The following is an 18,566-nucleotide window of genomic DNA, read 5'->3' as shown; positions in this document are numbered from 1 at the left end:
ATATGAAGATCCATCAGCTGGTCATGGTTTCATCTTGAGCCAGGGGCAACGCTTCACGCTCCATCCTCGCCACGATCTGCGTGAGTAAGGCACGTTCGGCGGCCCACTGAGCACCGGTTCGGGTGATCAGCAGCACGCTTAGTTCGACAGCCAGAGGGGTGATCCGCTTGACACCACGGATCAGCGGTGGTTCCAGCAGAAGATCCTTCCATTCCGGCTTGGCGGCAAACAGCACACATTCTTCTGCGAGCACGCTCAGCACGCGCTCAAGCTGAGGACTTCTCGGTGGGAGGGGAACCACGAGCTCCACACCAGAGCGAATCCGGGTGTGATTGACCACCTGTTCACAGCGGCTGTTGGGGATCACTACCACACGCTGATCCAAGGCACGCAGCTCGGTGGTGAGGATGCCAACGTCTTCGACGGTTCCCTCGAGGGCATCCACCTGTACCCAGTCACCAACGGCGTAGTGGTCTTCAATGAGCACAACAACTCCTGCTGCAAAATCCCGCAGCAGTCCCTGAAACACCAGGGCTAGGGCACCGAGGACTGCACCGCCGGCCAGCCACGACGCCACCGGCGTGGCGGCGAGTCCGGGGATTCCGCTGATCACCAGCGCCAGTAGCACCACCACACCTGACAGGCTGAGCAGACGCTGTCCGGCCTGCAGCAGGTTGAGAGAACGCTGCTCACGCCGCGCCTGCAGTTCAGCTGGCACATTGGGGCTGCTGCGCCATTGCCGTAGCAACAGACGGAGCAGCAGGCGCAGCGCCAGCACCACGGCGCCTACGGCGGCTGCCTTGGTGAGGATGTCGAGCGGTTGCAGCAGCAGCCCAAGCGCCAGCGGGATGCGGCCCGGAATCGCCGCCACGGCAAAACCCACCATGGCCAGCCCTTGCAGCAGCACCAGCACAAAGCTGATCCGGCTCGCCAAAAGCAGCCAAGGTGTGGACTGCTGAGCACGTGGGGCACGTTGCGGTTGTGGCGTCCACCGTTCGCTCAACTGTCGGCGTAACCGGTTCCACAGCTGCAGGGTGAGCGCCGTGGTGAGGAGCAGGAACAGCTCAACGGCCACAGTCACGCGGATCCGCAGACCAAGCTGATCGGGCTGCATCGTGCGCCTGGCATGACGAAGCCGCCGTTGCAGCACTGATTGCCACTGATTGGCCAGCTGCTGGGGCGTGAAGCCATGCAGCTGCCCATCCGCTGCAGTCACCGTGAGCAGCGGCAACGGAACGGCGCGCCCAGGCAGGCGGGCTTGCAGCAACACGCTGCCCGCAGGACCAGCGACGCGCTCCACCACCAACTGGTCCGCGGAACCGTGCACGGCCCAGGGATCGCCACTGCAGAGCTGCTGCTCTCGTGGGCCGCCCAGCACTAGGCGTTCCAGGATGGTTTCCGAGAGCTGTTCGGCTTGCGTGCAAAGGCTCTGGTTGGCATAGAGCAAGCTCAGGTTGCCTTCAATCACCTCGGCGCGGCGCTGGGCACTCACCACCGATCCGCTGCCCGGCAGTTCTGGTGAAGCCACCACTAGGGCAGGAACGCCGAGGATGCGCACCGGCGCCACTTCAAAGCTACCCGTGTGTTGCGAACTCACATCAGTGGGTCTGGCTTGAGCTGGAGTAACCGGTTCAGCCCGTAAGGGCTGGATCAGCACCAGCACCGCCAAACAGGTGGCCAGGGCACAGAGCCATCGCTGCAGACTTCTCAGGCGCTTGATCACCACCAGAGGGGTTTGCATCAGTTGAGTAACATGCTGTTTCAGCTCTTGTTAGAGCAAGCCCTTGCTTCTGGAGCCATCATCAGATTCACCAAGGCCGGGCCCTGCGGGCCAACATTGCCGGACAGTTGAGCAATGGCCGACAGGGTTGCGACATCGTAGCGAGTTTCATAGCTCCTGGCCATGCATGTGCAGTACTTGGCCAGGTTCTTGACGTCAACTGTCTTGCTTTGGAGGCAGCCTTTGATAAATCCATCGCTGAATTGTTTGGTTGGCTGCGCATTCGCAGGATTGCTTTGTGCGTGGCCTGGAGTAAACGCCACGAGGCTTGTGATTGCAGAGCCTAAAAGTGTAGCGACTAGGAGAAAGGCGTGATTCATATTGGCGATGTCAAGGAATGAGGGGTGAGCTGGATCAGCAGCAGTAAATCAGCGGTTTACTTTGCTGATGGCCCCCATCCCTAGAGGGGCGCTGCCTACAAGTGATTTGAGCTGTTCCATGGCACGTTGGGAAATAAGTTCTTGTTCGGCTAGGCGATTTTCAAGCTGTTCAATTCTGCTCATGAATGTTGCGATCAGCTCTGTCGTTGCCTTGCTGCTGGGTGTGCTCGTTTCAGAGTGTTGAGCCTTGAGCAGCTTGTCGAGCTGAGTTTTGAGGATGCCGATTTGGTTGTCGCGGGATTTGACTTCTGCTTGAATCTTTTGAATGGTTCCTTGAACATTGGAAAGTTCTTTGGAAGCCTCGGCTGTTGGTTTGCTAGAGGGCTTGGCGATGCGACCTAGGGGGAAGGAGAAGCCGAGGCGACCAGCCACAGACGGTGTTGACCCGTACTGATAGTTGACGGAGGGTGCGTAAGCAAGCGCGCCGTTGAGGTGCAGGCGGTCGGCGATGCGAACTGCACAACCGGCAGAAATCGCATACTCGGATCCATAGCCACCCGTGCCCACGCCGCAGCGCATGGGCTCGTCTTCCATGAGAGAAACCTGCGGAACGGCTGACATGGCGGAGGCGATGGCACCAACCGATTCGACGGCTTGGCCAAGGCCGCTAACTGCCGATTCCAGCTTGGGAATGGTGGTGTTGACCGCTTGATCGACCTGTTGCAACGAGACGGATGAGCGTTGCAGGGTGCCGTCATTGTTGGCTGCCACCAAGTCAGTGCCCGAGCCGGAGAGGCCTGGCATGGTGACATCATCTTGCTGTGTGCCGATCACAACCTGATTGTTGCGGGTGGTGATGGCACCGGCACCGATGGCGGTGGCCCGTACTCCTGTTGCCGTGGCTCCGGCACCAAGAGCAGTCACATCCGTCCCGCTGGCGAGCGAACCAGTGCCGAGCGCGAGGGAATTGGTATTGAAGCCTTCAGCACGTGCACCGAAACCAATGGCGGTGACGTTTCGGCCATTGGCCACAGCGCCCGTGCCGAAGGCAAAGGCATTGAAGCCATTGGCCAGGGCATTGGAGCCAATGGCGATACCATCTTCGGCTGTGGAGTTAGCAGCGAAACCAACGGCGAGGGAGCCTTCGCCCTGGGATTTGGCGAGGACGCCAATGGCGGTAGACCCATTTCCAGAGGCATTGGTTTCGGCTCCGAGGGCTGTAGAGCCGAGTGCTGCATCTGCTCTGCTGTTCGCTCCAATGGCAGTGTCAAAGGCACCTTTGGCCTCAGCATTGGGGCCATAGCAGGATGAATTGGCGCCTACTAGGGTGCAAAAGGTGGTGCCGTTGGGGATGGCGGCTAAAGCGACTTTGCCGTTGGCATCGGTTGAGAGGAAGGTTGTACCACTGCCCGGATTTGTATTTTTGTAGTTGTTGAAAACAACATCTCCACCTACCGTGAGGTTGCCACCGATGGCCTGACTGCCACTGATCAGCAAATCACTGCCGATGGTTGTGGCGCCTGTATAGCGATTGAGAGTGCCATCTGCAGTGGCAAATAAGAATTGGTTGCCAATGCCTGCAACACTTGGCGCTGTGACGGTCTCTAGAGATGTGCCGATTACAACCTGATTGTTGCGGGTGGTGATGGCACCGGCGCCTAGTGCTGTTGAATTTAAGAAAGTCGATAAAGAGTTGCGTCCAATAGCTGTGGCATTTCTATTTCTTGCATTAGCCCCCTCGCCAATCGCTATGCTTCCTTGGCCGCCTGTGGCGAGAGAGAATTCCCCCAGGGCTATTGAAGCCTTGCCGTCAGCTACAGCCAACGTTCCCATGGCTAGGCTCCCATTTTCTGCCTTTGAAAGAAAGCCAATTGCAGTTGACCCTAAGCCTTCACTACTGGAATTCTTACCTATGGCTATCGCTGATTCGCCACTCAAGGCAATTGCATCAGTTCCTATTGCAATGCCTGACTCATTCCCCTTTCGAACGAGGGCCCCGAATCCCAATGCGATGGAACTAGGGGAGTTGCCAAGGACAGTCGCAGCGGGACCGATAGCAACCGAGTTTTGGGAACCCGAAATTGTAGCAGAACGTCCAATCGCGATCGAATTATCGGCGTTTTCTTTGAGAGCTTTCTGTTCAGTAACACTGGCGAATGTGCCTATGGCGATGGACTCGGTTGTTCGTGCGCTAGTCTGAACGCCAATTGCGATTGCAGAGGTTCTATACTGTATTAAATCCTCTCCTCCGCCAGCAACTGAAGAGACGCCAATTGCAATTCCAGTATCATAGGCTGCTGTTCTCGCCCCGATAGCTATTGCTTTGCCCGCCACATCCGCTGGTACTGTAGGCGCGGAAGGCGTCGTTCTTGCTTCAGTTTGATGTCCAATAGCAAGAGCTTCAATTGCATGAGCGGTCGCCCCAGCGCCGATAGCCATTGCATAGTCTCCCCTTGCATCGGCTACCTCCGCCGTTGCATTGGGATTGAGTGACCCACTGGGTTGTTGGTAAATAATGAAGCTGTTTGGATTCTCAACATTCGTGACGGGCCCGTAAATCCGAGATTGTCCAAAGGCCTGGTCTGCCACTGCAATGCAGGATGCGCCATGTAGAAGCGAAAGAAAGGCAATTCTTGCGGAAAGCTTCATATTTTTTTTAATTATAAATGCTTCGCAAGCGTAGCCAGCCTTCTTCTGTTGCCAAGTTGGTCTCATTGGTCTTTCGCTTGTCTGATTGGGGGGTGGCCCGCCAAGTGGTGTAACTTCCTGGGCTCAGGGCCCCTGCGGGGGAATGGGTGGCCCAGTTTGTGACTGAGCTGGCGCAACTGCTTGGTAGCGGCACCTCCGGCGAACTGATCCCTGAACTGGCGCACCAGGGCCTGCAGTTCTTAATCGAGGCCGAGGCCGCTGCTGCCATCTGATGTGCTGATTGCCATCAGCGCACTAACTAACTAACTCACACCTCAATGTACTCTCCATCAGTGCCTTGTGTTCATCCTTTAATTGCGATCTGGCAGAACTTCAATAGAGCCCTAAGCCCCCTAGCCAACAACTCGCTGATCACGCCACGCGGCAGCAGGGCCAGGGGCAAGAACCACACGACGTTGAAGAAAAACAGCGGCAAATAGGCGGTGCAGGCCAGCAGCACCAACAGGCCGGCGCCCAGCACATCGCTGGCGATCAAGGCGCGCCAACTGCGGTGCCCCATCTGCCACACCGCCAGTGCCACGCTGGGCAGCCAGCCCGCCAGCAGGAGCATCTGCCCCACCTGAGCTGGCGTGAGCCCGGCCCCCACCGGGCCCGATGCACGACTGGACAGCAGCCCGATCCAGGCCAGGCCAAGACCCAGCTGCAACACCAGCCAGCGAAGGGATCGACGTCGATGGGCCATCGCCCCATGCTGATATCAACCTCGATGCCCTGCCGCGTGGCCCCATCCGTCCACGGAGAAGCCCTGAGTCATCTGGGCGTCGCGGGCTACCGCTCCTTGCAGCAGCTGATGCTGCCCCTCGGCCCGCTCACAGTTGTGAGCGGCGCCAACGGCTGTGGCAAGAGCAACCTCTACCGAGCCCTGGGGTTGGTGGCCGCCGCCGCCCGCGGCGATCTGGTAGCCACCCTGGCCGCAGAAGGGGGATTGCCGGCGGTGCTTTGGGCTGGCCCGGAGCGGGGCAGCCAGGGAAGCAGGCTGCGGCTCGGCTTCGCGGGGGAGTCGTTGTCATACGCAATGGAACTGGGCTACCGCGCGGACGATCAGACCAGCGCCTTCCTGCTCGATCCAGAGATCAAACGGGAATGGATATGGGCTGGCGGGGCCTTTCACCCGCGCAGCCTGTTGGTGCAACGCAACGGCGCCGTGGTGGAGCGCTGCGGCAACAGCCAAACTCCCCTGGCCCTGGAGGTGTCGCCCCACGAGAGCCTGTTCACAGCTGTCTCCGATCCGCTCGAGGCGCCGGAGGTGTTTCAGCTGCGGCGCACGATCCTGAGCTGGCGCTTCTACGACAGCTTTCGCACCGATCGCCAGGCGCCGGCGCGGCTCTCGCGCCTCGCCACCCGCACGCCATCGTTGGCGGCCGATGGCGGCGATCTTGCGGCTGCGGTGCAGACGATTTTCGAAATCGGGGATGGCGAGGGCCTGCAGGCTGCCATCGGCGAGGCCTTTCCGGGTTCCCGGCTCACGGTGGACATCAGCCAGCCCAGTTTTCGCCTGCAGCTCCACCAGCCAGGGCTGCTTCGCCCCCTGGAGGCAGCCGAACTCTCCGATGGCACGCTGCGCTATCTGCTGCTGGCGGCAGCACTATTTAGCCCGCGGCTGCCACCCCTGCTGGTGCTGAACGAACCCGAAAACAGCCTCCACCCCGATCTGCTGGCACCCCTGGCGCGGATGATCGATACGGTGGCCCAGCGCACCCAGATGTGGGTAATCGCCCACGCCGAGACCCTGATCTCTGCCCTGGAACACACCGACGGTTGTCGGCTGCTGCGGTTGAAACGGGATCAGGGAGCAACCGTATTACCCGACCAATCGGCGCTGGATCGGGCTGCCTGGCGCTGGCCCTGATCGCTCACGACGACCAGAAAAACCACAAACCATTGCTGGCTGAAAACGCTACCAAAAGCTAACATTTTCAACAGCAATCTAAAGGCATCTTATACTTAGTGAGACCATAGACTCTGCAATGTCTTTTAAACGCAAGTTTGGCCTGCTTGGCGCCCTCTTAATCACCAGCACGGCCTTAGCAGTTCCCTCCCAAGCCGAAACCGTAGCAAGAGCAAATGGCCGTTGCCAGCTGAAAGAGAATGGCTACCAAGCCTATAACGGCTACTGCACGGTGAAGCAAAAGCAAAATGGAGGAACCAGCATTTTTGTTGTCGACCTGGAGAACGGAAATCGGTTCCAGTTTTCCGGACCTAACCGTCAACAACTGCATGTAGAAACTCCTTCAGGAATTGAACAGAATGTGCTGTTTGAAGACCAGGGCAGCATGGGGCGATTCACCTGGAACGACGGCCGATTAACCCGTCAACTAGCGGTGAAAACAGACACAGTCACCAACCCAAATGCCCAGTTTGACGATCACCACAGCACCTCCACTGGAGCCACCTTGGCTGGGGCTGCCGTGGGTGCCTTGATTGGAGCTCTGCTCTCTGGTGGCAAGCACAGCAACGGATCCACTGGGGCCGAGGGCCAGCCCGTGCCGGAACTTCAGAATCTGGTGGGAGGTGATTCCGGCTATGTCGAGAGCCGTCTTACCTCTTCGGGATACACCTATATCCAATCCAGCCCAAGGGAAAATGGCATGGACTCCTTCTGGAAGCACGGGGGAAGCTGTGTGGACGTGCGCAGCATCCTGAATCGCTACCAGTCCTTTACCTACGCCAACCCGTCGCGCTGTCGTTGAGCAAATCACAGGGTGCAGGATTAAAGTTCTGCACCCCTGAAGGTCACAGGAAAGTTCAATCTCACATCACGGAAGTTTGCTCCAGCAATCTCACACTCGGCAACCGAAACGGGCATCAGTCGCCTATTCAAAGTCCGAGGTTAGGGCGGTGCCCATCCAGCCTGGCCGTGAGCGCCGCCAGCAGATCGGCAATGGTCACCACCAGCCGGTAGCTGATGGCGATCGCCAGCAGCGGCGCCTCGGGAATGGCAAAGCCGAGGCGCAGCAGCAGCACCGACTCGAACACGCCCAGACCGCCGGGGGCCCCGGGAACCACCAGGCCAGCGGTCCAGGCCAGGGCGAAGCCCGCCAGCCAGCCGCCCCAGCTGAGGCTGTAGGAGAGGTCGAAGGCCTGCACGCAGCAGGCAAAGCCGCCAAAGCGCAGCAGCACAAATCCAAACTGCACCAGCAGCGGCGGCCAGGGATAGGAGCGAATCGGCGCAGTGGCGGCCGCCTCGATGTCCATGCCCAGCGCCGAGACCTTGCGGCGCTCCAGGCGACTGAGCAGGGGGTTGAGCCAACTGGGCCAGAGCAAGGCCAAGGGCAACAACCCCAACAAAGCCAGGCCGTGTTGCCAGCCGCCCGCAGACATCAGCGCCAGGGCCGCCACCGCCGCCACCAAGGGGTCCAGCAGCACCGCCACCAGGGCCAGAGCGCCCGGGGCCGGGGCCGCCAAGGGGGCCTCAGCGCTGCGCAACAGCTGCACGCGACTGCTGAGGTGCCAGATGCCACCGGGCAGGAATTTGCGCAGGTTGGTATCGAGGTAGACCCGCACCAGTTCGCCCCAGCGGGGGCGCAGCCCGAGCCAGCGCAACACCACGCCGAAGGCCAGGCCGTTGGCCACCAGGCTCAGCAAACTCACGCCCACCCCCAGCAGCAACCACAGCCAGCCCTGGCGATCGAGGCTGAGCTGCAGCAGCTGGCGCCCGTGGCCCACTAGGGCCGCCAGCAGGAAACCAAAACTCAGCAAGCTGATCCACAGCTTCAAGCCGCCGGGCAGGGGCGGCAAGCCCTCCCACCAGGCGACCAAACGAGTCTGCCCGTGGCGGCAGCGCTGAAGCAGGGCGTGGATAAAGGGCTGCATGCTTAAAGCTGGTTGGCTGGAGCTAGCTGGGCAAGTTGGCGTCAGGCTGGGCCTCGAGGGCCTGCTGCACAACCAACCGCACCTGATCGATCCCCAGTGTGTGCTGGCGCGCAAGAGCTGCCAGGTCGTCGTGTTCCGGCTTGCTGCGCCAGCGGCCGTCGGGAAGCTGGACCTGCTTGAGCCGCACCTCCCCCAGGGGCGTTGCCAGCTGCCGGCTGCGGCGCGGCAGCACCCAGCGGGTCTGGGGATGTTCGCGCAACCCCAGGGTGGTGCTGTGCCGCCACCACACCCGGCGCAACCTCTCCGCCTGCTCGGGGGCTAGCAGGGCCGTGAGCAGCTGGGCGGTGCGTCCTTTCTTCATGGCGATCGCCTGGCTGAACACCTCCAGGGCCCCGGCCTGGCGCAGTTCCTCAGCCAGGAAAGCCAGATCCTCCGCCGTAGCGTCATCGATCTGGGCCTGCTGCACCAGCACGGTTTCTAGCTGGGCAGGATGCTCGAGATGGGCGTAACCGGCCCAGGGATGATCGGCCAGGGTGAGCCGCAGCAGGTTGGGGCGATCCAGACTGCGGGAGCCCAGCCCCACGCCTACCCGCTTAGGCACGTGGGTGGGTGGATGGCCAAAGCGCGTTGCCCAGCAGGCTGCTAAGGCCAGACCGGTGGGGGTGGTGAGTTCGCCGGGGGGGAAGCCCTCGGCTGAGGCCAGGGGAATCGCCCGCAAGCGGGCCAGCTCCAATACGGCAGGCGCCGGCAGGGGCAGGGTGCCGTGGGCCGTAGCCACCAGACCATGACCCGCCGGCGGCGGGCTGCACACCAGTTGCTCCACCCCAAAGTGCAGCAGGCCGGCGCACACACCCACCACATCCACCAGGGCATCGAGGGCGCCCACCTCGTGGAAGTGCACCTGCTCGGGGCTGTGGCCATGCACCGCCGCCTCAGCCGCCGCCAGCAGACCAAACACTTCCAGCACCCGCTGCTGCAAAGGCGCCGGCCAAGGGGCCGCCTGTAACTGGCTCCGCAGATCGCCCCAGAGCCGATGGGCTGGCTGGGGCTCCAGGCTCAGCACCTCCAAATGCAGACCGCGCAGGCCGCCGCTGCGGCGCTCCTCAAGCTCCAAGCGGTAGGCCCCGGCCAGGCCGAGGGCGGACAGGGGGCCATGGATCTCCGCCTGCGGCAGCCCCAGATCCAGCAGAGCAGCCAAAAGCATGTTGCCGGCTAGGCCCGTGGGCGCATCCAGCAGCGCCAGCACCGCCTCAGGCCTCCCCAACCAGGGGGCGTCCCAGCCTTGGCGCCAGGGCCAGCAGGGCATCGGCCTCGCTCTGCAATTGCTGTTGACTGGCGCGCAACTGGGCCTCCACCTCGCGGCGGGCCCGGCGCTGTTCCCGTTGGGCGGTATCAACGTCTTGGCCGGATAGGCCCCATAGCCGCCCCAGCAGGGCCCGGTCGTCGGAGCCGCCCACGCTCTGGCCGTAAACCAGCTGCTCAGCCACCATGCCCGCCTGCAGCACCCGGCTCCAACGCCGCAGCTCCTCGGCCGGCAACTTGGCATGGGCCGGCGGCTCGAGTTCGGTGCTGCCGCTGGTGTTGAGGCCGGCCCGCAGGCAGGCCAGGGAACCCACCAGCACCTGGCGCACCGCCATCTCCTCCTGACGCGCTACCAACAGGTGACCTGCCTCATGAATCGCAATCCGCCGCAGGCGGGCGCGACCACCAGGCAGGGCCTCAGCTAGCACATGACCGCCGCGGCCACCGAAGCGGGCCGCATCCAAGGTGAGGCTGCCCAAGCCCAAGCCCGCTATCAGGGTCACAATCCAGGGCGATAGGCCCAGGAAGGGGCCAAGAATCGCCGCCAAGCTGATCAAGGCCACGGCTAGGCCAGCAGCCAGAGGTTGGGTCATGGCCAGCGCCCCCAACTAGACAATTAAGTAGCCGGCCGGCTGACGGGGCTGGGGCGTTGGCCGGCCTGGCTTGGCGCCGCCGGCCGGCCCTTGCCGCCCTTGCCGCCTTTGCTCGCGGCACCGTCGCGGCGTCCCTTGCCACCACGGTTGCCCCGCTGGGCAACCGGACCGATCACTTCAAAGCTCTCCAGTTGCAACTGCTGAGCCTGACGGCGCAGATTGAGCGCCACGAAGTGGCGCAAATGCTCGAGGGGCACATCCCCCTTCAACTGCAGCTTGAAGGGCACGGGCCGACTGCCATCAGGGCGGGGCATCACCCGCACCTTCACCACCAGATCGCCGGTTTCAGGGCGGGTGTAAATCAGCTCGCCGCGCACCGAGAAGTAGTCGTCTCCCTCTGGCAGGGCGTCGTCTGAGCTGACGGCAGCAGAGCTATCGACAGCTGGGGATACAGCTTCCTCGCCAGCGGCCAGGGTGCTGGGCTCCCACACACCCACCATCTGCAGATGCAACCCCTCCTCCTCCCTGGAGCGTGGGTAGACCACCCAGAGGTGAGGCTCTTCCAGGTTGAGGTGGCGACGCATCAGGGTAAGTAGCCGGCCAAGCACTACTGCTTCCAGCTCGGTGCCATCAGCCGTGCGAATCACCCCACGGGTGAGCTGCTCGGCATCGGTGGGCACGTAGACACCGCGCACCACGCCAATGGCCCGGTATTGAGTGGGTTCGGTTACCGCTGAAATCGGATGTTGGCGCATGAGCTGAACTTTAAGGGCCCCCTAGCCGGGAGACAAAGGGCAGACTTACATCCCAACGCAGGCCGCCTGCCAATGCCCGCCGCTGCCAACCGCTCCGGGATCTGGCCTGTGCTTGCCTTCGTCGGGGCCGGGGCACTGTGCGTCGCTGCTGGCTGGTGGCTTGGACAGCTTCAGAACGGTTCGACTGGATCCGATCCCTCCCGCGCGGCCCTGGAGCGTCAGGCCTCTTCCCTGCAGCAGCAGCTCAACCAAGGCGAGGCCAGCCAGGCAGAACAGCAGCGGCTGCTGGAGCTACTGGTGGCGCTCGATCGCAAAGCCGAGGCCACAGCGCTGCTGGAGCGATTAGCCGACCAGCAACCCCAGCAATGGTCGCTGCGGCTGCTGCTAGCCGAACTACGCCGCGACCAGCAGGACCGCAGCGGCGCTGAGCGGGAGCTGCGCCAACTGCTCAACCTGCGGCCCGACCAGATCGAGGGACTGCAGCTGATGGCTCTACTGCAACTGGAGATGGGGCGTGGAGCCCAAGCCCAAAGCCAGCTGGAGGCGGCGCTGCAAAGGGCCAGCAAGCCCCAGCTAAAGCCGGAAGCCCTGCCGATCGGCCTGCTGCTCGCCAACTTGCTGCAAAGACGGGGCCAGCCGGGCCAGGGTGAATCGCTGCTGCTCAAATTGGCCACAGAATTCCCCAGCGACCAACGTCCCTTGCTGGCGCGGGCGATGCTGCAGCAGGAGCGTGGCGACATCAAGGGCGCCCAGGAGTCGCTGGCGTTAGCTCGCTCCCGAAAAACGGGACCAAGCGACCCGCGGCTAGATCAGGTGGCTGCCGCCTGGGGTTTGGCGCCGCTCAGGGACCCTTCACCAGTGACGCCGGAGAAGCAGACGCCGGCGGCGCTGGCGGAGAGTGGAAATCCCTGAGGGCCGCGTCCACCGCATCGCCAGGCGGAGTGGCGTCGTCCATGGCGGTGGCCTTGCGCAGCTTGTTCATCAAGTCGATCGGGTTAGCGGAGTCGATCACCGATCCACCCCGATTCGTGCCGGTGCCGTAGTCGAGCTCCCGCTCCTGCTGGGGGCTGCTGATCGTTTGGCCGTAGCCCTTCTCCTGGGCCCTGGCCGCTCCAACTCCAACTACCGAAGCAACTCCAACTACAGAAGCAACCCCCGCAGCCAAGGCAAGCGATGCGCCGATGTAACCCAGGGCATGGCACCCCAGAGCCTTGCATCCCAGGGTCTTGCTTCCCAGGGTCTTGCTTCCCAGTGCACTGGCAGAGCGTGTGGTGGGAGGGTGCGAACTATCAGCGGCCATTGGTTATGTACTCCGATGCTCTCCAAGTCCCATCCTAGGTGCGTTCCCCAGGGTGGGTTTCGGCCGCCTCCCTGCTGACCCCCTACCTATGAAGATCGCCACCTGGAACGTCAACTCGGTGCGGACCCGCCTCGACCAGGTGCTGGCCTGGCTGCAACAGGAACGTCCCGATGTGCTGTGCCTGCAGGAAACCAAGGTGACCGATGAGCTCTTCCCGCGTGAAGCCTTTGAGGCCCTGGGCTACGCGGTGGCCATCAGCGGCCAGAAGGCCTACAACGGCGTCGCCATCCTCAGCCTGCTGCCCCTCGACGACGTGCAGATCGGCTTTGAGGCCCTACTGCCCGCCGAACAAGAAGCAGCCGATCTCAGCGAGCAGAAACGGGTGATCAGCGCCCTGATCGACGGCATCCGGGTGCTGAATCTCTATGTGCCCAACGGGAGCTCGCTCAAGAGCGAAAAGTACGCCTACAAGCTTGAGTGGTTGGCCTGCCTGCGGCGCTACCTAGAGGAACAGGAGCGCCAGGGAGATCCCCTCTGCATGGTAGGCGACTTCAACATCGGCCCCGAGGCCCGCGACATCCACGACCCGGAGCGACTCAGCGGCGGCATCATGGCTAGCGCAGCGGAGCGCTCAGCCCTGCATCAGGTGCTGGGCGAGCGGCTCACAGACGTGTTTCGGGTGTTCGAACCAGAGGCCGGGCACTGGAGCTGGTGGGACTACCGCACCGGCGCCTGGGACCGGGACCGGGGCTGGCGTATCGACCACATTTACCTCTGCGAACAACTGCTCGCCTGCGCCACCGGCTGCGTGATCCACAAGGCCACCCGCGGCAATGAGCAGCCCAGCGACCACGCGCCAGTGGTGGTGAATCTGGTGTGGCCGCCTGAAGCCGACGACTGGAACTAAGGACTGGAGCTGAGCCCGCTCAGAACACCACCGCTTCATCGGGCAGCGCCTGGCCCTGGGCCTGCAGCACCGCCACCCTGCGGGCCGATTCGCCGCAACTACTTGGGGTGGGGAAGATCTTGCCGGGATTAGCAATATTCAGCGGATCGAAGGCCCGGCGCACCAGCTGCATAGTGGCCAGGTCATCGGGGCCGTACATCCAGTCGAGGTAGCAGCGCTTATCGCTACCCACGCCGTGCTCGCCGCTGATGCTGCCCCCTTCATCCACACACAGCCGCAGGATTGCTGCAGCAAGGGCCTTCACCCGCTCCTCGATGCCGGGCTCCTGGGCCGAATAAAGGATCAGGGGGTGCAGGTTGCCGTCGCCGGCATGAAAAACATTGGCCACGGGCAAGCCGTAGCTGGCGCTGAGCTGCTCAATCGCCGCCAGCACCCGGGGCAGAGCACTGCGGGGCACTACGCCGTCCTGGAGGTAGTAGCTCGGGAAGCGGCGACCCAAGGCTGATACGGCCGATTTGCGCCCTTTCCACAGAAGGGCGCGCTCCTGGGCATCGGTGGCCTGGCGCACGGTGCGGGCGCCCGCCTGGGAGCAGAGCTGGGTGGCGAGCTGCACCGCCGCGGCCACCTCCCCCTCCTGACCATCCAGCTCGATCAACAGCAGCGCTGCCGCATCGCGGGGGTATTCATCAACGCCGAAATAGTCGTTCACCGCCTCGATCGTGAGGCGATCCATCATTTCCATGCCAGCAGGCAGCAAGCCGGCAGCAGTCACCTGCCGCACCGCCTCACCGGCCGCTTCCATGCTGGTGAAATCGGCCAGCAGCACGGCCACGCTCTGGGGCGCCCGTAGCAGCCTCAGGGTGATCGCCGTAGCGATACCCAAAGTGCCCTCACTGCCTATGAAGGCGCCGCGCAGATCGAGTTCGGGAGTTTCGTCGAGCTCACTGCCCAGGCTGGTAACGCTGCCATCGGGCAAAACCACCTCTAGCCCCAGCACGTGGTTGCTGGTCACGCCGTATTTGAGGCAGTGCACGCCACCGGAATTTTCGGCCACGTTGCCGCCGATGCTGCAGGCCACCTGGCTGGAGGGGTCTGGGGCGTAATAAAAGCCATCGCCCGCCACCGCCCGCGTCACCCAGCTGTTGATCACACCGGGCTGCACCGTGATGCGCTGGTTTTCCAGATCTATGGCCAGCACCTGGCGCATGCGACTGGTGACGATCACCAGGGACTCGATCTCGGCTACGGCCCCGCCGGAGAGGCCCGTGCCACTACCCCGAGCCACAAACGGCACCCCCTGCTGGTGGCAGAGCTTTACCGCGGCAGCCACCTGGGCCGTCGTCTCAGGCAGCACCACCAGGGGGGGCTGGTGCCGGCTCAGGGTGAGGCCATCGCAGTCGTAGGCCAGCAGCTCCTGGCGCGCCGACACCACGGCGCGGGGTGGCAGGAACTGGCGTAACTGCCGCTCCAACTCTGGCCAATTGACGCCCAGATGACACTTCGCAAGAGGCCCAACTTACCGAAAAAGCACTACGGGCCGGTTTTGGGTAAGGATGGTTGACGGTTTTGTCCCTCTGCGGGTTCCGCTTTGACCTCGGCTGCCACCTCCGCTCCGGCCTCGGGTTCTGCCCTCAACACCAGCCGCTCCCAGGAGCTCTTCAATGCTGCCCAGAGCTTGATGCCAGGTGGCGTCAGCTCGCCGGTGCGGGCGTTTAAGTCGGTCGGCGGCCAGCCGATCGTCTTCGATCGGGTCAAGGGCTCCTACGCCTGGGACGTAGACGGCAACCGCTACATCGACTACATCGGCAGCTGGGGGCCGGCCATCTGCGGCCATGCCCACCCCGAGGTGATCGCCGCCCTGCACGAAGCCCTCGACAAGGGAACCAGCTTCGGCGCCCCCTGCGCCCTGGAAAACACCCTCGCCGAGATGGTGATCGCCGCGGTGCCATCGGTGGAGATGGTGCGCTTCGTCAACAGCGGCACCGAGGCCTGCATGTCGGTGCTGCGCCTGATGCGCGCCTTCACCGGCCGCGAAAAGATCATCAAGTTCGAGGGCTGTTATCACGGCCACGCCGACATGTTTTTGGTGAAGGCCGGCTCCGGGGTGGCCACCCTGGGCTTGCCCGATTCCCCTGGCGTGCCGCGCAGCACCGCCGCCAGCACCCTCACCGCCCCCTACAACGACCTGGAAGCTGTCAAGCAGCTCTTCGCCGAGAACCCCGGTGAAATCGCCGGCTTGATTCTTGAGCCTGTGGTGGGCAATGCGGGCTTCATCACCCCCGAGCCTGGCTTCCTCGAGGGCATCCGCGAGCTCACCAAGGAGAACGGCGCCCTGCTGGTATTCGACGAGGTGATGACCGGCTTCCGCATCAGCTACGGCGGCGCCCAGGCCAAATTCGGCGTCACCCCCGACCTCACCACCATGGGCAAAGTGATCGGTGGCGGCCTGCCCGTGGGGGCCTACGGCGGCAGGGCCGACATCATGTCGATGGTGGCCCCAGCCGGCCCCATGTATCAAGCCGGCACCCTCAGCGGCAATCCCCTGGCGATGACCGCCGGCATCAAGACCCTGCAGCTGCTGCAGCAGCCCGGCACCTACGAGCGCCTAGAGGTAATCACCAAGCGGCTGGTCGCCGGCATCCTTGATGCTGCCCGCAGCGCCGGTCTGCCTATCTGCGGCGGCTCGATCAGCGCCATGTTTGGTTTCTTCCTCTGCGATGGCCCGGTGCGCAACTTCGAGGATGCCAAGGCGGCTGACACCGTGCGTTTCGGCAAACTGCATCGCGCCATGCTCGAGCGCGGCGTCTACCTGGCCCCAAGCGCCTTCGAGGCGGGCTTCACCTCCCTGGCCCACTCAGACGCTGACATCGACGCCACCATCGCGGCATTCCGCGAATGCTTCGCAGCGGTGGCTTGACCCCGGCTCCCATGAAGCGTCGTCTTGCCTCCAGCCTGGCCGCCTTGCTCTCTGCTGCTGCTGCACTCAGCGCCTGCCAGGGCACAGAGGATCAGGGTCCAGTCAATCTGAGCAAGGGCGTTCCCGTTGGGGCCGTATTGGCACTCACCGGCAATGCCAACGTCTATGGCCAAGACCAGAAAATCGGCATCGAGCTCTCCCTGGCAGCCCTCAATGGCGCCGGCGGCGTTAACGGCAAACCGCTATCCCTAAGCATCGAAGACGGGGGCAGCGCGGAGCCCAGTGCCAACGCTGCCGTCTCCTTGCAGATCAACCGGGGCATACTTGCCCTGATCGGCCCCACCCTCTCCCAGCAATCATTTTCTGCCGGTCCGATCGCCCAGCGCCGGGGCGTGCCCTTGGTGGCTCCTTCTAATACCGCTACCGGCATTCCGGAGATCGGCTATTTCATTAGCCGGGTATCAGCCCAAAGCTCGGTGATCGCGCCGCTCTCGATTGCCAAGGCCCTGCAACTCAACCCGGGCATCCGCCGGGCAGCGGTTTTTTACGCCCAAGACGACGCATACAGCACCGCAGAGACGGTGATCTTCCAGCAGGCCCTCACAGCCAAGGGACTCAAGCCAGTCACGGTGCAACGCACCCAGCTCAACGACCAGGACTTCCAGAGCCAGATCACCGCCGCCCTAAATCAGAAGCCTGATCTGGTGGTGCTGTCGCTGCAGGCGATGGATGGCGGCAACCTCATTCGCCAGCTGCGGGAGCTCGGCTACCGCGGCGCGATCGTGGTGGGCAATGGTATGAACACGCCAAACATCTACCCGATCTGCCAGAAATATTGCGACGGCATCTTGATCGCCCAGGCCTACAGCCCGGAGCTTCAGACGCCAGCCAACCAACGCTTTACCGCAGCCTTCGCTGCCGCCCAGGCCCGCAATCCCAAGGTCAGCCCGATCCCACCCCAGCTCACCGCCCAGGCGTACACAGCCATGCAGGTGATCGGCGAAGCGCTCGCCCGGCTCGATCGCAGGCAACCCCTCAAGGGCCTCCCGCTAGCCCAGGCCCGCAAGGCCCTGATGGCTGAAATCCTCGGCGGCACCTACCAAACCCCCCTCGGTGAAATCCGCTTCACGCCGGAGGGCGAGGTGATTCAGAAAAACTTCTTTGTCGCCCAGGTGCGCATGAATGCTGGGGGCAAAAGCGGACGCTTTAGCCTGCTGCCTTAGGGAAGCGGCATGGAAGGCCTGCTGCAACTGCTGTTCAACGGGCTTTCGGTAGGAGCTGTATACGCCCTGTTTGCCCTTGGCTACACCTTGGTGTTTTCAGTGCTGGGGGTGATCAACTTCGCCCACGGGGCGATCTTCACCATGGGGGCCTACTTCACCTATCTGCTGATTGGGGGCGCGGTGGGGGCTAATGGTTTATTGGCCGGCCTGCAGTTCCCCTTTGCCCTGCCCTTCTGGCTGGCTCTGCCACTGGCGGGCATAGCCGCAGCCGCCGTGGCCCTAGTGGTGGAGCGCATCGCCTTCCGCCCCCTGCGCGATCGAGGCTCCGATCCCCTGCTGGCCCTGATCACCAGCCTTGGGGCCGGTGTGATTTTGGTGAACCTGATCCAGCTGCTGGTGGGAGCCGAGAGCTATTCGATTCCTGTGGGCACCCTTGGCTCCCTGCCGGCGGCGCTGAGCATCGCCGGCGCCAAGGTGCGCACCGTGCAGGTGATGCTGCTGGCCATCTCCGGCCTGCTGCTGGCAGCCCTTTCAATCTGGATAAACGGCAGCCGCAGCGGCAAGGCGCTGCAAGCCGTTTCCGAAGACCCGGTCACCGCCCAGCTGCTCGGCATCAACAGCGCTCGCGTGATCCAGATCGCCTTTGGCATCAGCGGCTTCCTGGCCGGCATGGCCGGCGGCCTGGTGGGGTTGAGCATCAGCATCGCCGGGCCTTACTTCGGCATTGGCTATGGGCTTAAGGGGCTGGGAGTACTAGTGCTGGGCGGGCTCGGCAGCGTGCCTGGGGCCGTGCTTGGTGGCTTGATCATCGGCCTGGCCGAGGCCTGCGTGCCCGCCGATCTATCGGGCTACAAAGATGCGGTCTCCTTTGGCTTCCTGTTCCTGGTGCTGTTGGTCAGGCCCCAGGGTCTGCTAGGCCGACCCCAGGCCAACAAGGTGTGATCAGC

The 18,566-nt window shown here is 63.1% G+C and carries 18 protein-coding genes; 8 read left to right on the top strand and 10 right to left on the bottom strand.

Translation table 11 applies throughout. The features are described from left to right. Nucleotides 1-13: 13 nt before the first annotated feature. Genes C7K55_RS07570 through C7K55_RS07560 form a run of 3 tightly spaced genes read right to left on the bottom strand, consistent with a single transcriptional unit; the run spans nt 14 to nt 4,815 of the window. On the bottom strand, nt 14-1,741 hold the full coding sequence (locus tag C7K55_RS07570; RefSeq protein WP_106502809.1) for a mechanosensitive ion channel family protein: 1,728 nt from the start codon (nt 1,739-1,741) through the stop codon (nt 14-16). A 20-nt stretch (nt 1,742-1,761) separates the two neighbouring features. Continuing rightward, entirely contained in the window at nt 1,762-2,100 is a 339-nt protein-coding gene (locus C7K55_RS07565; RefSeq protein ID WP_127432007.1) for a hypothetical protein, read from the bottom strand. Between the two features lie 48 nt (nt 2,101-2,148). Then, the gene (locus C7K55_RS07560; protein WP_106502807.1) at nt 2,149-4,815 is read right to left on the bottom strand and encodes a YadA-like family protein; all 2,667 of its coding nucleotides are present in this window, start codon (nt 4,813-4,815) and stop codon (nt 2,149-2,151) included. Between the two features lie 80 nt (nt 4,816-4,895). Here C7K55_RS07560 and C7K55_RS14150 point away from each other — a divergent pair, with 80 nt between their 5' ends. Next, nucleotides 4,896-5,021 carry a hypothetical protein gene (locus C7K55_RS14150; RefSeq protein WP_277621538.1) on the top strand — a complete coding sequence of 42 codons (126 nt, stop codon included), beginning with the start codon at nt 4,896-4,898 and terminating at the stop codon, nt 5,019-5,021. 71 nt (nt 5,022-5,092) lie between these two features. On the opposite strand, the gene C7K55_RS07555 is transcribed toward C7K55_RS14150, so the two are convergent. Beyond that, on the bottom strand, nt 5,093-5,491 hold the full coding sequence (locus C7K55_RS07555; RefSeq protein ID WP_106502806.1) for a hypothetical protein: 399 nt from the start codon (nt 5,489-5,491) through the stop codon (nt 5,093-5,095). A 36-nt stretch (nt 5,492-5,527) separates the two neighbouring features. Here C7K55_RS07555 and C7K55_RS07550 point away from each other — a divergent pair, with 36 nt between their 5' ends. Together C7K55_RS07550 and C7K55_RS13880 are read left to right on the top strand one after the other, a co-directional pair. Then, complete coding sequence (locus C7K55_RS07550; protein WP_241518243.1) at nt 5,528-6,658, top strand: AAA family ATPase; 1,131 nt, start codon at nt 5,528-5,530, stop codon at nt 6,656-6,658. Between the two features lie 424 nt (nt 6,659-7,082). After that, a complete protein-coding gene (locus C7K55_RS13880; protein ID WP_127432006.1) occupies nt 7,083-7,499 on the top strand; it encodes a hypothetical protein in 417 nt (138 codons plus the stop codon). A gap of 127 nt (nt 7,500-7,626) precedes the next feature. On the opposite strand, the gene C7K55_RS07540 is transcribed toward C7K55_RS13880, so the two are convergent. The 4 genes from C7K55_RS07540 to C7K55_RS07525 are packed head-to-tail and all read right to left on the bottom strand — an operon-like array spanning nt 7,627 to nt 11,272. Then, entirely contained in the window at nt 7,627-8,622 is a 996-nt protein-coding gene (locus tag C7K55_RS07540; protein ID WP_106502804.1) for a lysylphosphatidylglycerol synthase domain-containing protein, read from the bottom strand. Between the two features lie 22 nt (nt 8,623-8,644). Next, on the bottom strand, nt 8,645-9,826 hold the full coding sequence (larC, locus tag C7K55_RS07535) for a nickel pincer cofactor biosynthesis protein LarC (RefSeq protein WP_241518261.1): 1,182 nt from the start codon (nt 9,824-9,826) through the stop codon (nt 8,645-8,647). A 46-nt stretch (nt 9,827-9,872) separates the two neighbouring features. Further along, complete coding sequence (locus C7K55_RS07530) at nt 9,873-10,517, bottom strand: hypothetical protein (RefSeq protein WP_106502802.1); 645 nt, start codon at nt 10,515-10,517, stop codon at nt 9,873-9,875. Nucleotides 10,518-10,540: 23 nt separating this feature from the next. Then, nucleotides 10,541-11,272, bottom strand: a complete 732-nt coding sequence (locus C7K55_RS07525; protein WP_106502801.1) for a hypothetical protein — start codon at nt 11,270-11,272, stop codon at nt 10,541-10,543. Nucleotides 11,273-11,344: 72 nt separating this feature from the next. Between C7K55_RS07525 and C7K55_RS07520 the strand changes: the two genes are divergently transcribed. Beyond that, nucleotides 11,345-12,184 carry a tetratricopeptide repeat protein gene (locus C7K55_RS07520; protein ID WP_106502800.1) on the top strand — a complete coding sequence of 280 codons (840 nt, stop codon included), beginning with the start codon at nt 11,345-11,347 and terminating at the stop codon, nt 12,182-12,184. Here the strand turns inward: C7K55_RS07520 and C7K55_RS07515 are convergent. Beyond that, nucleotides 12,114-12,437 (bottom strand): hypothetical protein, encoded by a 324-nt coding sequence (locus C7K55_RS07515; RefSeq protein WP_241518242.1) that lies wholly within the window; start codon nt 12,435-12,437, stop codon nt 12,114-12,116. The two genes, C7K55_RS07520 and C7K55_RS07515, sit on opposite strands and share 71 nt — an antisense overlap. A gap of 223 nt (nt 12,438-12,660) precedes the next feature. Between C7K55_RS07515 and xth the strand changes: the two genes are divergently transcribed. After that, on the top strand, nt 12,661-13,479 hold the full coding sequence (xth, locus tag C7K55_RS07510) for an exodeoxyribonuclease III (RefSeq protein WP_106502799.1): 819 nt from the start codon (nt 12,661-12,663) through the stop codon (nt 13,477-13,479). 19 nt (nt 13,480-13,498) lie between these two features. Here xth and C7K55_RS07505 read toward each other — a convergent pair whose 3' ends face one another. Beyond that, nucleotides 13,499-14,950, bottom strand: coding sequence for an FAD-linked oxidase C-terminal domain-containing protein (locus C7K55_RS07505; RefSeq protein WP_396094827.1), 1,452 nt, complete (start codon nt 14,948-14,950; stop codon nt 13,499-13,501). A gap of 207 nt (nt 14,951-15,157) precedes the next feature. On the opposite strand from C7K55_RS07505, the gene hemL reads away from it, so the two are divergent. The 3 genes from hemL to C7K55_RS07490 are packed head-to-tail and all read left to right on the top strand — an operon-like array spanning nt 15,158 to nt 18,561. Beyond that, the gene (gene hemL, locus C7K55_RS07500) at nt 15,158-16,396 is read left to right on the top strand and encodes a glutamate-1-semialdehyde 2,1-aminomutase (RefSeq protein WP_241518260.1); all 1,239 of its coding nucleotides are present in this window, start codon (nt 15,158-15,160) and stop codon (nt 16,394-16,396) included. Nucleotides 16,397-16,407: 11 nt separating this feature from the next. Next, the gene (locus C7K55_RS07495; protein ID WP_241518241.1) at nt 16,408-17,619 is read left to right on the top strand and encodes an ABC transporter substrate-binding protein; all 1,212 of its coding nucleotides are present in this window, start codon (nt 16,408-16,410) and stop codon (nt 17,617-17,619) included. 9 nt (nt 17,620-17,628) lie between these two features. Beyond that, on the top strand, nt 17,629-18,561 hold the full coding sequence (locus C7K55_RS07490) for a branched-chain amino acid ABC transporter permease (protein ID WP_106502795.1): 933 nt from the start codon (nt 17,629-17,631) through the stop codon (nt 18,559-18,561). Nucleotides 18,562-18,566: the final 5 nt, after the last annotated feature.

It is taken from the genome of Cyanobium usitatum str. Tous (assembly GCF_003011885.1).
GTDB lineage: Bacteria > Cyanobacteriota > Cyanobacteriia > PCC-6307 > Cyanobiaceae > Cyanobium_A > Cyanobium_A usitatum.
The sequence above is the reverse complement of the archived record's forward strand: the minus strand, read 5'-3'. Positions and strand labels throughout refer to the sequence as shown.

Excerpts from the sequence above, each read along its gene's own strand:
- C7K55_RS07570 (WP_106502809.1), bottom strand. The coding sequence starts at position 1,741 with ATGCAAACCCCTCTGGTGGTGATCAAGCGCCTGAGAAGTCTGCAGCGA.
- C7K55_RS07565 (WP_127432007.1), bottom strand. The coding sequence starts at position 2,100 with ATGAATCACGCCTTTCTCCTAGTCGCTACACTTTTAGGCTCTGCAATC.
- C7K55_RS07560 (WP_106502807.1), bottom strand. The coding sequence starts at position 4,815 with ATGAGACCAACTTGGCAACAGAAGAAGGCTGGCTACGCTTGCGAAGCA.
- C7K55_RS07555 (WP_106502806.1), bottom strand. The coding sequence starts at position 5,491 with ATGGCCCATCGACGTCGATCCCTTCGCTGGCTGGTGTTGCAGCTGGGT.
- C7K55_RS13880 (WP_127432006.1), top strand. The coding sequence starts at position 7,083 with ATGGGGCGATTCACCTGGAACGACGGCCGATTAACCCGTCAACTAGCG.
- C7K55_RS07540 (WP_106502804.1), bottom strand. The coding sequence starts at position 8,622 with ATGCAGCCCTTTATCCACGCCCTGCTTCAGCGCTGCCGCCACGGGCAG.
- larC (WP_241518261.1), bottom strand. The coding sequence starts at position 9,826 with ATGCTTTTGGCTGCTCTGCTGGATCTGGGGCTGCCGCAGGCGGAGATC.
- C7K55_RS07530 (WP_106502802.1), bottom strand. The coding sequence starts at position 10,517 with ATGACCCAACCTCTGGCTGCTGGCCTAGCCGTGGCCTTGATCAGCTTG.
- C7K55_RS07525 (WP_106502801.1), bottom strand. The coding sequence starts at position 11,272 with ATGCGCCAACATCCGATTTCAGCGGTAACCGAACCCACTCAATACCGG.
- C7K55_RS07520 (WP_106502800.1), top strand. The coding sequence starts at position 11,345 with ATGCCCGCCGCTGCCAACCGCTCCGGGATCTGGCCTGTGCTTGCCTTC.
- xth (WP_106502799.1), top strand. The coding sequence starts at position 12,661 with ATGAAGATCGCCACCTGGAACGTCAACTCGGTGCGGACCCGCCTCGAC.
- hemL (WP_241518260.1), top strand. The coding sequence starts at position 15,158 with ATGCCAGGTGGCGTCAGCTCGCCGGTGCGGGCGTTTAAGTCGGTCGGC.
- C7K55_RS07495 (WP_241518241.1), top strand. The coding sequence starts at position 16,408 with ATGAAGCGTCGTCTTGCCTCCAGCCTGGCCGCCTTGCTCTCTGCTGCT.
- C7K55_RS07490 (WP_106502795.1), top strand. The coding sequence starts at position 17,629 with ATGGAAGGCCTGCTGCAACTGCTGTTCAACGGGCTTTCGGTAGGAGCT.